The sequence below is a fragment of the Gemmatimonadota bacterium genome, from assembly GCA_026702745.1.
Lineage (GTDB): Bacteria > JAAXHH01 > JAAXHH01 > JAAXHH01 > JAAXHH01 > JAAXHH01.
In genome coordinates this window covers 41,942-54,465 of the sequence record JAPPBT010000029.1, presented here as the reverse complement: position 1 = coordinate 54,465, position 12,524 = coordinate 41,942, and the positions used below count along the sequence as shown (strand labels likewise).

The following is a 12,524-nucleotide window of genomic DNA, read 5'->3' as shown; positions in this document are numbered from 1 at the left end:
GCGACAAGGGCGATCCGGGTGAACCTGGCGCTGATGGTGCACCGGGCGAGCAAGGCCCTCCTGGTGAAAAGGGTGACACCGGTGACACGGGTCCGATGGGCCCTCCGGGTGAATCCGGAGTTCCGGGTGATCTTCCTGGAAACATTCTGGCTGCCGTTCACCATGTCGTCGTTTTCGAAGGTACTGAAGCGAAGAAAGATGCTCGTAAGTTCTTTGCCAATCAGAGTTTCTCCGGAACGGAAGGAAACGGCGAGGAAATCAGGGATGCCGCAGTGTTGGTTGATGGCACGTTGACTTTCAGCGCCGTTGCGGCTGCACAGGACGGAAGTGTTGTTCCCGTAATGTTTTCGGCCGAGTTAGATGATCCCGTTCTTGGTATGGTGGATGAAGTCTCGCCGGGCACCTGGACGGTTACTGGTGTCAGAAGGGGAAGCACGAAGTTTATCGTGAAGGCCGCTGACCGTGGCATCAAGATCGAGATTCCCCTCCATGTTCATAACGTGGTCAAGGGTATCGTGATCATGACGACCGACGAGACCTTCGCCGAAACCGTTAACAAGGGTACCCCTGTTGAGATCGCGGCAACGGCCTATGATGCAGCTAGCGGCGATGACAAGACCACCAACAGCGGTAACGAGGTTTCAGGCGTGACGTTTGACTGGTCGAGTTCCAATACAAGCGTTGCGACCGTGGACGCCAAGAACAATGCAATGCCCACGATCAAGACGCATGCAGCCGGAACGGCCAAGATCACGGCGAGTATCGGCGACGTAAAGAGCAACGAGATCACGATCAACGTGTTCACTGTCGAAGAGCCTGAAAGACGCCTTATCGTCAGTACCGCCAATGCGCCATTTATGCGTTATTTAGATAACGACGCAAATGACGATGGCACCGCTGACGATACGGTCATTACAGCTACGGCCGATACCACCGATAACACGGCGTCCGATATCGTCATTACAGTCGCTGTGCAACACAGAGTGCTTGATGCCACCGCCGGTAGTCCGACCTTGGGTCAATTGGTGTGGCGGAATGTTGGTGACGCTGCGGCGATTCAGGTCGGCGTTGCAAGCTCCAATACCGATGTACTGGCAATTGTTGGTCCCGCTACGGTGACGACGGGAACTGGTGGTACAATATCGTTGACGATTTCTGCAGGTAACGCCACTGACTCCGCAACCAATTCATCTCAAGGCAACGCAAAAGCAGTCGGAATGTCTTTCGTGACGTTTAGCGAAACCTTCTCGGCGTCAAAGCGCGCCCAGGTGACGTTTACGGAGAAGGCCGGCTCTGGCGGATAGGGACGGAAGCCGCCCAGTTTGGAATCCGGGATAATCCGGGTCCCGTAGACAGGGCGCTGACAGAGTCCTGCGGCGAGATGGGGTGCCTTCCCGGGCACCCCATCAGACCACGTTTCGGAATGGCCCCCGGAATTATCCCGACAGGGCATATCAACTGCATTCCGCCCTGCATTATTGTCGGTCATCTCGTTACGTCTTCCCGGTCGACCCGAGTAGGAGCCATCGGCCACTGAAAAGGGCGATCGGCACTTTTAAAAGGAAAGCCCCGTTGCAGGTACGGGGCTTTTCTGTATTCAAGGAAGGAACTCAATGGTCCGATCCCCTGAAGAAACGCGGACGGTGTACAATCGTTACCGTGCGGTTCATTCCCTTGACCCTCCCAGAGCCGTCCGGTTACTATTCAGGGTGACGAGATCTACAGTCTTCCATGTTTTACCACAGGTGTCAAAAAGGCTGTCGATGCCATCAGTCCGTACCAGTCTATCGTTCATCCCGGAGCTCTGAATACCATTGCGAACCCTGTTCATCGGCGACATTCACGGCTGCGCCCGTGAGTTCGAACAACTGCTTTCCAAACTGGCATTCCAGCGGGATACGGACCTCCTGTACCTGACCGGCGACGCCTTCAGCAGGGGACCCGACCCCGTCGACGTATGGAAGCTGATCAAGGATACGGGCGCAAGGATGGTCCTCGGCAACCACGACTACCGTCTTGCGGACCGTCTTCGCCGGCACCTGTCCGGCGCCGCGGTTCCCACGCGGAGTCCCAATACCCTTCAGACCCTGGAAGCCCTCGCCCCTTGCGCCGACACCCTGATCCCCTGGCTGGAATCCCTTCCACTCTGGATCGACGAACACGCATTCCTGCTGGTCCACGCGGGCATCAATCCCGAAAAAGGCTTTCACGGCACGACCACGGAGGAGTTCCTCGTCATCCGGACCTGGCCGCCCGTGGACGGCATCGTGGGACCCCGTTGGCACGACGCGTACGATCCATCCGGCAAACTGGTCATATTCGGCCACGACGCACCCGGCGGCCTCGTGATCAAGCGCCGGGGCGACGGCTCGCCCTACGTGATCGGCCTGGATTCGGGATGTATCTATGGCGGACAGCTAAGCGGGTACGTGTTGCAGGAAGACCGGCTGGTGCAGGTCGAATCCAGCCATCCCCGGAGCGAACGACCGGATTCAGGACCCTCAACGCTGTCTTGAGTCGCGCCTGGTTGATGCTCAAAACCCATCTTGCCATCATAAAAGTTTTTTTCCTTCGAGAATTAGCGAGAGTTTCTTGGCTAATACGTATAAAGGACCATTTTCGGGGAGGAAACAATGACATCGAGATCCTGGCAAACCGTTTGCTTAATCGTGTACGCCGCGAATTACATCCTGACAGTCATCTTCCTGATCAAGATATGGCAGCTTTTCTAGGTAAAGGGCAGGCAAGACGCAAGGAGGTAGGCTGAAATCATGTCTACTGAAAGCACAAACCACGAAGTCCGGATCGGACGCCTGGAACGCATCATCGAACAGATAGACAAGCGCCTGTCCCGTATCGAGACGGTAGTGATCGGCCAGTTGGTCATGACCGTTGCGATCCTCATCAAGTTGTTTATCTCATGAGCCTATACTCAGGTATACATCAAAAGTACGACCCAAAAAGGAATAGAAAATGGAATCGTTACCTTCGTGGCTGCCTGCGGTTGCTGCCGTACTATTGATCGCTGTTATCGGCACTGTAGGAAAACTGTGCCTTTGGATGGGGAAGAGAGAGGGAATTGAAAGTGGTATCATTACGACGCTTGAAGACATCAAAGAAGACATCCGAGTGATCCGGACTACGATCGCGGACCTTGTAACCGCCAACGATTCCAAAAGCCGTCAATAAGTACCAGGAACCACGGTCATCGCGGGCACACAGCGAACTATATTGGGAGGGAATGGAATGTCCGAGTCAGGTTGGTGGGAGCGCCACGGCGCGGTCTTTACATCGGTAATCACCCTTATCTCAGTATTAACGTATTTACACGTTTCATTAAATGACATAAGGGATGAGTTAAGGAGTGAAGTGGGTAGCTTGAGAAACGAAATGAGTAGCTTTAGGACTGAAATCAAAGCGGAAATCAAGGATTTGCGGGCGTCGTTGGACCGGGTGGAGACAAAGGTCGATGAGGTCAGGGAATACTTGAGATTCAACGCTTCCGCGCCAAACGACGAACTACCCCCAAAGGAGTAATCAAAGATCATCAGATCACACTGGCCGAGCGCATAGGCTACTACTGCCGATCAGGCATTCAGACGTGCCAGATGTAAAGATCCCGGTTGGCCAGCGGAAGATCCACCCAGGCGCCCCCGCGCCGGTGGCTTTCGGCGACGGTGATGCAGGCTTCCGTGATGTGGTGGGCGATCTCGACGTGGCCGAGGCTTTGATCACCCGTCTCGTGCGCGCGGACGAGATCCTCGAGGCAGGAAACGACGGTGCTCTTCGGTGTGACGAATTCGAACGGCACCTCCTCCCAGGCGCTTCGGCCTTTGCGGTCATCCCGTCCATCGAGCGGCGCCCGCCGCAAGGAGGCGCCGGCCCCGTTGTTCAGCGAACGGATGGTTCCCTCGGTCCCGATGATCTCGTACTCCCATCCCGCCGCGGGGATCGACCATGCGCGGACACCGTTCTCGAATTCGAGTTCGTACGTCGCGATCGGATCGTAGGGGATGTGATCGCCTTCTATGACGTAGTCCCGGGGATCGATCTCGCCGCGCACGGACCTGATGACGGGATCGCCGATCAGCCAGGAGAGCGTGTCGATGGAATGGATATGCCCGTGCATCAGGGATGACCGCGCGTAGTGGACGGCCGTCCTGGGTTCGCCCACGTCGCCCCGCAGGACCGCGTCGCGCACCACGCCGTACCGGTTGTCGAACCTGCGCAGCACGCCCGTATTAAACACCGTTCCGTTCTTCAACACGGCGTCGAGGATATCGTCGGCCGCCGCCATGGAACTGGCCATGGCCTTCTCCACGTAGAGCATGGGCACGCCCATTTCCGCCAGCGCGACGGCCAGCTCGGCATGGGAATCTCCGCGGAAAGACGAATCGGGCGCTTCCCGGGCCGGTTTCTGCAGACCCGATGCGGTGGTACACACGGCAACGATGTCGGGGCCCTCCTCCCGGACCATGTCCCGGAAATCCTCGAACAGCGCGCTGACGCCCCAGCGCCTGGCGAAGTCCTCCCTGCGCTCGGCGCGCAGGTCGCAGCCCGCGGCGATCTCCAGCCGTTCGCTCGCCCTGCAGGCCGACGCGATAGAATAAGGCAGGGGCGTATGTCCCTCGTCGTCGATCGTACTGCCCATGCGGCCCAGCCCTATGATTCCTACTCGATAGGTTTTCATAGTGTGATCTTGTCCGTATGGCTATGTGGTTGGGAAATGACGAGGAAAATGAGTTCTTCCTCGCCGGTGTTTTCCAGTCGATGCGGCGTTTTCGGGGGAACATGCATGGCCTCTCCTCGAGGTACCCTGTAGGTCTCCTCCCCCAGTTGAATAGTGGCAACACCCTGTAGTACATAGAACAGCTGTTGCGCTTTTCGGTGAAAGTGCATCTCCTCCACGCCGCCTTTGGGCACCCTTTCTTTGATTACGCTCAAAGATGCCGTGTTCAGCAGGTGCCATCCATCGCAGTCGTTACCCCATTTGTAGTGTTTCGAGTGATCCGGCTTTATGACCATGATTCGACCCTGCCCATGTATCAACGTACCCCTGCAATTACATCGCATGCAAACACGCTATGTTGCTCGGATTGAAGATAGAACCGGGCCGGCAACAAGGCAAAAACTATCTCAGGCTCCTCGCAGCGGCACGGCCGACCCGCACGGCCGTTCGGCACGGGCGTGTGGCACCGGCGAATTGTATTGACAGGCCGGTGGTGCCGGTTTAGCATGGCCTTACCTCTTTCCCCCTTAAAACCACGCTGGTCACCATCAAAGCTTAAGCAACTTCAGGAGACGGATCATGGCGTCGCTACCCACCACGAACAAGGGCTGGCTCGAACTCGGCAACCAGTACCTTCTGCGTCATCCGATGCGCACCGCGCCGCTGGTTCCCGAACGCGGTGACGGGCTCTACATGTGGGACGTGGAAGGCCGGCGTTTCATCGATTTTCAATCGGGGCAATTATGCGTAACGCTGGGCCATTCCCACCCGGATTACGTGAAGGCCCTCTGCGACCAGGCCCATAAGATCATCCAGGTGGGTACGACCTTCATCGCGCCGTCGGAGGTGCTGCTGGCCAAGAAGATGGCCGAGATCGCGCCGGACCCGCTGCAGAAGTCCTTCTTCGCCTGCACGGGATCTGAATCCAATGAAATGGCCCTGCGCCTCGTGCGGAAGTACACGGACCGCTTCGAGGTGATCGCCCTGATGCGCGGCTACCACGGCCAATCCTACGGCAGCGCGTCCATCACCGGCCGGGGCGGCATGCTTCGGGAAGGATACGGTCCCATGCCCACGGGCGCTTCGTTCATCCCTACGCCCTACGAATACCGCTGCCAGTTCTGCCGGGACGATGCCTGTTGCAACCTGGGATGCGCGGACGCGGCGGAGAACGTGATCGACTCGTCCACCTCCGGTCGGCCCGCGGCCTTCTTCTTCGAACCGCTCATGAGCGCGGCGGGACAGATCGTGCCTTCGAAAGAGTGGATCCAGCGGATCGTGGAAATCTGCAAGGAACGGGACATCCTGACCGTGGCGGATGAAGCCCTGACGTGCTTCGGACGTACGGGCAAGTGGTTCGCCTTCGAGCACTTCGATTTCGTGCCCGACATCGTGACCTGCTCCAAGGGGCTTGGAGGCGCCGTGCCCCTCTGTGCGGTGATGACCAGCGAGGAGATCGCGGACGCCGCGGTGGCGAAGGGATTCATGCCCTTCTCATCCCACGCCGGAGACCCGCTGCTCTGCGAGACCGGACTGGCCAATATCGAGATCGTCGATCGTGAGAACCTGGTGGAAAACGCCCGGGTCGTGGGCAACTACTTCATGGACCGGCTCAAGGTGATGGAGGAAACCTACGAGATCGTGGGCGAGGCCCGGGGGCTGGGCCTGTGCCTGGGGCTCGAACTGGTGACGGACAAGCAGAGCCGGGAGCCCAATTTCGAAGGCGCCGCCCTGGTGACGGAGTACTGCTACGAAAACGGTCTCTGGCTGCCCATCGTGCCCAGGATGCTTGACAAAGATCCGCTCAGCCTGCGCTTCATGGAGCTGTCGGGTTCCCAGGTACTGCGGTTCATGCCGCCGATCACCATCACCGAAGCCCAGATCGACGAATCCCTGGAAATCATCGAGGCCGGAGTACGTATCGCCGAGGAAAGAACGGCGCGCATGGCGCCGGCAGTGGTGTAGGGGGTTGAGAATCTCCGATGGTGTATACCGATGGGTCTTCTCCCGAAGGACCTTGCCCCGGCGGGTCTTCCGTGGGGCGTCGCCCCGGCGCCTAACCGGTTGCCATGAAAGCCTGACATGAGTGCGGCCGTCCTCTTCGATCTGGATGACACCCTGGTGGATCTCCAGTACGCACGCCGTCACGGGCTGCGCACGGTGCAGGAGATCGTGCCGCAGTTAAAGGCGGTTCCGCTGGAGGAACTGGAACTCGTCCACGACGGGGAATTGAGGGCCAACTACCGGCGCATGCTTGATGGCAGTCTGTCGGAAGAGGAAGCCGGTCGCGAGCACATGCGCGGGATCTGCCGCCATTATGGATTGGAAACGGACGCGGCAGCCGAGGCGGCGGAGGCCTACCTGCGCGCGTTACAGGACAACACGCGCCTGGTTCCGGGCGTCGAGGCGCTGCTCGATTCCCTGCGGGGTCGGATGAAGATCGGCGTCGTCACCAATGGCAGTTCGCGGCACCAGCGGGACAAGCTGGAATACTTCGACCTCCTGCCGCTCGACGCCCTGGCCATATCCGAGGAGGTGGGCGCAGCCAAACCGGATCCGCAGATATTCCAATACGCTTTGAGTCAACTTGGCGTGCGGACGGTCACGATGATCGGGGATTCGTGGGAAAATGATATCCTGGGCGCCACCGGAAGCGGGATGAAGGCGATCTGGCTGAACCGCTACCGCCGTACCTGCCCCGATCATTCTCTCGCCGCCGAGATCAATGGATTCGAACCAGCGGAAAACATCCTCCGGATCCTGGAATCCACTTCCAAGCAGAAAGACTGATCTACCCTCCAGAGCGTTGCAATGTCCGTCCTTCCCGTTGTTTTTCACCATCTCCTTCGATATGACACGCTGACTTTCGACGACGGCCTGGCGGCCGCTTTCACAGTGGGATACCGCCTCGAAGACCGCCCCGAGGACCCATGGACCGCCCGGTTTACAAGGTTCAAATTCGATCCCGACGACGCTACGACTGAAGGCGCGGCAAGGCTCATGGCGCACGTGGCCCCTATCCTGTTATGCGGTCTTGGACTGGACCCTGGACGGACGGTCTTTGCGCCGGCGCTTCGCTCCACGGAGAAAGTCGCGGATCCCGATGGCGTGATCGCTTTGCTTGCGGATCGTTGCGCGGGTGACTGCGGGTACCAGCCGGGCCTGCTGTCGAAAGAACCCCATCTGTCTACAGGGAGAGGGGGACTGGATCCCGAGTTTCGTAAACTGCTGCTGGAAGATGCGGCCTACCAATCGGCCGTTGTGGATGCCGAGACGGTCATCATCGTGGATGACTTCATCGCGACCGGGAAGACGCTGTCCCTGGCCGCCACCGCGATCAGGGAACGCAACCCGGATACCTCAGTGTATGGCTTGGCGGTGGCAAAACCGGAGTGGCACAACATGATGCTGAACTGGTATGACGTGGACGTAAGCAACGATCATATACCGGCCCACTGGTCGTCCATCTGGTCAGGGTCTGGGTAACGATAATCAGGCCAACCGCACGAAGATGTACCAGAGCCCGATGGAGATGTAGGTCGCGGTGATGGCGACCATGATTACGCGCGTGAGGGGATGGGGTTTGACCCACGCGGGGAAGGCCCGGGGAACGAGGACGTAGTTCAGGTAGATCAGTCCTGGACAGAAGAGTCCCATGGCCATGAAGGCGATGACGCCCCGTATGATGAGCAGATCCCCCGGCTGCGCGAGGGGCAGCGTGATGGTCGTAAGCACGGTGAACACCACGACGAATCCGTAGTACAGCGTCCGGAAATGGTACCGCCGCGCCCGCTTCACGTTGGCGTAGATAAAATCGGCCTGCATGCGGGCGAACCCGTCGGTGGACTGCAGCCAGGCATCGCACAGAAACGCCGCGGCGACGATCAGGAATACGACCTTGCCGATGGCGCCCCAGCTGACCTCGAAGAAGGCCGACTGCACCACGGCGATTTCCCAACCCTCGGGAACGATGCCCTGCGGCTTGAGCAGGGCCCACGCCAGCCAGCACATGATGATGGTTGTAACCAGGTTCAGCGCCACGCCTAGGCCGGATTCGAGCTTCAGGTACCGCATGAACTTCCCGTAATTCGTCCGGTTGGCCTCGTTGTCCTCGAAGGCGTACCCCGTGGCCGAGATGGCCTCCGGCGCGGTGCGCAGGGGGCTGGTTACACGCCCGATATAGGCCGACATGCCCACGCCCTTGTCCCGCATCCAGTAGGAGAGGAAGAGCTGACCGAACCCGCCGGCGCCGGCGAAGACGATGGCGGTGAGCACCGTGGACAGGTCCGCCGGGTCCCAGTTCGCGGGCCTGTGGTAGCCAGGCGTCAGCAGGACGCCGAAGAACTCGCCCGCCACGTCCAGAACCGGCCGCTGGAAGACGGCAAAGGCGATCCCCACCATCGTGATGACGACCACGGCTATGGTGAGCCGTTCCACGATCAGGTAGACCACCCGGCCCATGAACAGGGCGACCAGGTAGATCCCGATGGTCAGGTAGGCCCAGAAGAGCGACTGGCCGCGGACCGTCCATCCGTAGGGGAACCCCGTTAGCTCCGCCAGGGCGCCGCCGCCCGCCGACGCGTAGGCGCCGAACCAGATGTTCTCGAGGAACACCCCGACCCAGATGGCCGACACGTACCACTTCCCGATGCGGCTGAAGCCGGTCAAGGCCGTCTCGCCCGTCATGATCGTATACCGGGCGATCTCCACGTTGACCCAGTACTGCATCAGGGCGGCCGGGATGAGCAGGCCGATGAAGGCCGCGCCGTACTTGGCGGTCAGGTAGGGCCACCAGATGAGCTCGCCGCTGCCCTGGGCCAGTCCGGCCCAGACGATGCCGGGACCGACGTACTTCAGCATGCCGGCAAAGGTGGGCACGGCGGCCAGCTTCAGGGGCGACAGGCGACCGAGTGGACGGGTGTTTTCGGTGGCGGTTTCGGCGGACATGAAGTGGGATCCGATAGTGGGCTGCGTCCAGGTATACACGCAGTCGGTCGGGGCGACTCAATGTCGGCCAACTCGGACTTACCTGATAGGCATTGGGAACGATTTTGAAACGATCCAGCATTGTACATGCGGATGGGGTACAGTTCAAGCATAAAAGCAGGGATTACCGTTGACGGGAAACACGCTCCCGGGTAGTATGGTCTCTTGATCATCCAGTCTTCATATCGCCCTGATTCTTCTTGAGTCGCCGTTACCGTAGACAAAGCCGAGGACATTGTCATGGTGGACTTTCCCATTGTCGACACCCACGTACATCTCTGGGACCCGAATCACCTGAGGTACAGCTGGCTGGACGATATCCCACTGCTGAATCAGCAGTACCTGTTGGATGAATACCGGCAGGCCTGTGGGGATGTTCAGGTGGAGCAGATGGTCTTCGTGCAATGCGAATGCGACGCCGGCCTGCACGTTCAGGAAGCGGAATGGGTATCCGGTCTTGCCCGGCAGGACGGTCGGATCCGCGGGATCGTGGCCAACGCGCTGCTCGAAAGGGGCGCCGCGGCCGAGGCCGACCTCGAGGCGCTGGCCCGTTTACCCCTGGTCAAGGGCATCCGGCGCCTGCTGCAGTCCGAGGACGCCGGCTTTTGCCTGCAGCCCGGGTTCATCGAAGGGGTCCGCCTTCTGCCGTCCCACGGGCTGTCCTTCGATATCTGCATCTTCCACCCACAGCTGGCGAATGTGATAAAATTCGTCCGGCAGTGCCCCGAAGTCTCCTTCATCCTGGACCATATCGGCAAGCCCGACATTAAAAACCAGGTCTTCGACCCTTGGAAGGAAGAGCTGAGGACCCTGGCCGAAATGCCCAATGTCTACTGCAAAGTATCGGGCCTAGTCACCGAGGCGGACATGGCGCGGTGGAAGCCCGAGGACCTGAAGCCCTACATCGACCACGTGATCGCGTGTTTCGGCATCGACCGGGTCATGTACGGCGGGGACTGGCCCGTCGCCTTCCAGGCCACGGAGTACCCGCGCTGGGTCGAGACCCTGTCCTGGGCGACCAGCGGATTCTCGGATGCCGAAAGGCGCAAGCTGTTTCACGACAACGCTGTCTCCTTCTACCGGCTGTAACGGCTTCTCTCTGCCTGTAGTAACGACCCGTCCGTGCCCGGCTCTGTTCCGGGCACCGTGCCCCGTCACGCAATACACCTCGTTGCCTAATTGCCATGGCCCTCGCCTCCCTGCGTCAGAAACTCCTGCCCGGTGGTCCGGTGCTGGATATCCACGTACATCCCCTGAACTGCTTCGGCACCTATGGGGTTTCCTCGCCTGTCGAGGACGCGGAAAGGCTGATCGCGACCGCCCGCCGTTCCGGCGTGACCAGGATGTGCGTGTTTTCGCTGCATGAAACCACGCCCTATGAACCCACGCCCGACCAGTGCCGGCAGGCCAACGACTACGTGTTGCGAATGCGGGACGCGCAACCCGACGCGATCCTGCCGTTCTGCTACGTAACGCCCGCCTTTTCGGACGAGGCTGTCGCCGAGATCGAACGGTGCGTCGGGAGTCAGGCCATGAACGGGGTCAAGCTCTGGGTCGCCCGCCGGGCAACGGACCCCGGGCTCGACCCGATTATGGAAGCCGCCGTGTCATTAGACGTCCCGGTGCTGCAACACGCCTGGTTGAAGACCACCGGCAACCTGCCCGGCGAGTCCACGCCCTTCGACGTGGCCGACCTTGCCCGCCGCCATCCCCGGGCGAGGATCATCATGGCCCATCTCAACGGCGTGGGTCACCGGGGCATCGAGGCGATCGCCGACGTGCCGAACATCGTGGTTGATACCTCGGGCGGCGATCCGGAAAGCGGCATGGTCGAAGCGGCCGTCCGCAGGCTTGGCGCTCATCGGGTCGTCTACGGCTCAGACGCGCCCATCCGGCACTTCGGCGTCACGATGAACAAGGTCCTGGGGGCGGACATATCGGACGACGACAAATGCGCGATCCTGTGGGATAACGCGTTGCGGATATTGAAGTTGCGCGAAGATTCCGGAGATCCGTCATGATCGTTGACATCAACGCCTGGACCGGTCCATGGCCTGCCCTGGTAAACGTGCCGTACGACGTCGCTTCGGTACGGTCTTCATTACGCGCATACGGCGTGGAGCGGGTTTTCATAGCTCCCCTCGCAGCCGCGTGGAGCGCCAACCCGCATCTATGCAATTCGGTGATCTATGAAGCCGCAGATGAGTACGACGACATCAGCCCCGTACCGGTCATCGATCCGACGCTGCCTACCTGGCCTGCAGCGTTGGAGACGGCGTTGGAACATCGTGCCGTCCGCATGATCAAGCTGCTGCCGGGTTATGGAGGGTATGACCTGGCCGGGGCGGATGTGCTGTTCGAAGAGGCGGGCCGAACGAGCCTGGTAGTGATGGTCCAGATCCGCATTGACGACCCGCGGCGACATCACTCGATGGCGCAGGTTCCCGACGTACCGACAAGAGACGTGGTGGAAGCGGCGAAGCGCCATCCCGATTTGAAACTGGTTATGGGCGGAGCGAGCGCGGCTACTTTGAAGGGCTTCGCGGCGCAAGTCCGTGATCTGGCCGGTCTTTACGCGGATACTTCCCAGGTGGATGGGGTGGACAGCGTGAAGATGCTCGTAGACGCGGGAATCGGGAGCAAGCTGCTTTTTGGCTCCCACGCCCCGGTATTCATGCCGGCGGCATCCGTGGCGCGGGTACTCACCGATCTTCAAGATGATGCGGTCGTGGGGATTGTGAAAGATAACGCGGCGGGACTGCTGAAGGCTTGATGGGGGCTTGAACCGGCGAATTAAACTCAGAGGCTT

13 protein-coding genes are annotated in these 12,524 nt (G+C 59.9%); 10 read left to right on the top strand and 3 right to left on the bottom strand.

Annotated elements, in window-relative coordinates:
• The 4 genes from OXH56_05545 to OXH56_05530 form a co-directional block, all read left to right on the top strand.
• A partial coding sequence (locus OXH56_05545; protein MCY3554768.1) for a hypothetical protein occupies positions 1-1,304 on the top strand: 1,304 nt, incomplete at its 5' end.
• Between the two features lie 510 nt (positions 1,305-1,814).
• The gene (locus OXH56_05540) at positions 1,815-2,516 is read left to right on the top strand and encodes a metallophosphoesterase (GenBank protein MCY3554767.1); all 702 of its coding nucleotides are present in this window, start codon (positions 1,815-1,817) and stop codon (positions 2,514-2,516) included.
• A gap of 255 nt (positions 2,517-2,771) precedes the next feature.
• Positions 2,772-2,924: a hypothetical protein gene (locus tag OXH56_05535; protein MCY3554766.1), complete on the top strand. Its 153-nt coding sequence runs from the start codon at positions 2,772-2,774 to the stop codon at positions 2,922-2,924.
• Between the two features lie 49 nt (positions 2,925-2,973).
• Positions 2,974-3,189 (top strand): hypothetical protein, encoded by a 216-nt coding sequence (locus OXH56_05530; GenBank protein MCY3554765.1) that lies wholly within the window; start codon positions 2,974-2,976, stop codon positions 3,187-3,189.
• A 406-nt stretch (positions 3,190-3,595) separates the two neighbouring features.
• Here the strand turns inward: OXH56_05530 and OXH56_05525 are convergent, their stop codons facing one another.
• Positions 3,596-4,690, bottom strand: coding sequence for a Gfo/Idh/MocA family oxidoreductase (locus OXH56_05525; GenBank protein MCY3554764.1), 1,095 nt, complete (start codon positions 4,688-4,690; stop codon positions 3,596-3,598).
• On the bottom strand, positions 4,687-5,025 hold the full coding sequence (locus OXH56_05520; GenBank protein ID MCY3554763.1) for a cupin domain-containing protein: 339 nt from the start codon (positions 5,023-5,025) through the stop codon (positions 4,687-4,689). Before OXH56_05520 ends, OXH56_05525 begins: the two co-directional genes overlap by 4 nt.
• Positions 5,026-5,308: 283 nt before the next feature.
• On the opposite strand from OXH56_05520, the gene OXH56_05515 reads away from it, so the two are divergent.
• The 3 genes from OXH56_05515 (at position 5,309) to OXH56_05505 (ending at position 8,215) form a co-directional block, all read left to right on the top strand.
• Positions 5,309-6,694, top strand: coding sequence for an aspartate aminotransferase family protein (locus OXH56_05515; protein ID MCY3554762.1), 1,386 nt, complete (start codon positions 5,309-5,311; stop codon positions 6,692-6,694).
• 117 nt (positions 6,695-6,811) lie between these two features.
• A complete protein-coding gene (locus OXH56_05510; protein MCY3554761.1) occupies positions 6,812-7,519 on the top strand; it encodes an HAD family hydrolase in 708 nt (235 codons plus the stop codon).
• A 21-nt stretch (positions 7,520-7,540) separates the two neighbouring features.
• A complete protein-coding gene (locus tag OXH56_05505) occupies positions 7,541-8,215 on the top strand; it encodes a phosphoribosyltransferase (protein MCY3554760.1) in 675 nt (224 codons plus the stop codon).
• Positions 8,216-8,221: 6 nt separating this feature from the next.
• On the opposite strand, the gene OXH56_05500 is transcribed toward OXH56_05505, so the two are convergent.
• Positions 8,222-9,676: an Nramp family divalent metal transporter gene (locus OXH56_05500; protein ID MCY3554759.1), complete on the bottom strand. Its 1,455-nt coding sequence runs from the start codon at positions 9,674-9,676 to the stop codon at positions 8,222-8,224.
• Between the two features lie 279 nt (positions 9,677-9,955).
• On the opposite strand from OXH56_05500, the gene OXH56_05495 reads away from it, so the two are divergent.
• The 3 genes from OXH56_05495 (at position 9,956) to OXH56_05485 (ending at position 12,488) form a co-directional block, all read left to right on the top strand.
• The gene (locus OXH56_05495; GenBank protein ID MCY3554758.1) at positions 9,956-10,804 is read left to right on the top strand and encodes an amidohydrolase family protein; all 849 of its coding nucleotides are present in this window, start codon (positions 9,956-9,958) and stop codon (positions 10,802-10,804) included.
• Between the two features lie 95 nt (positions 10,805-10,899).
• Positions 10,900-11,736, top strand: coding sequence for an amidohydrolase family protein (locus OXH56_05490; protein MCY3554757.1), 837 nt, complete (start codon positions 10,900-10,902; stop codon positions 11,734-11,736).
• Complete coding sequence (locus OXH56_05485) at positions 11,733-12,488, top strand: amidohydrolase family protein (GenBank protein ID MCY3554756.1); 756 nt, start codon at positions 11,733-11,735, stop codon at positions 12,486-12,488. The genes OXH56_05490 and OXH56_05485 overlap by 4 nt, the downstream gene beginning before the upstream one ends.
• Positions 12,489-12,524 lie beyond the last annotated feature (36 nt).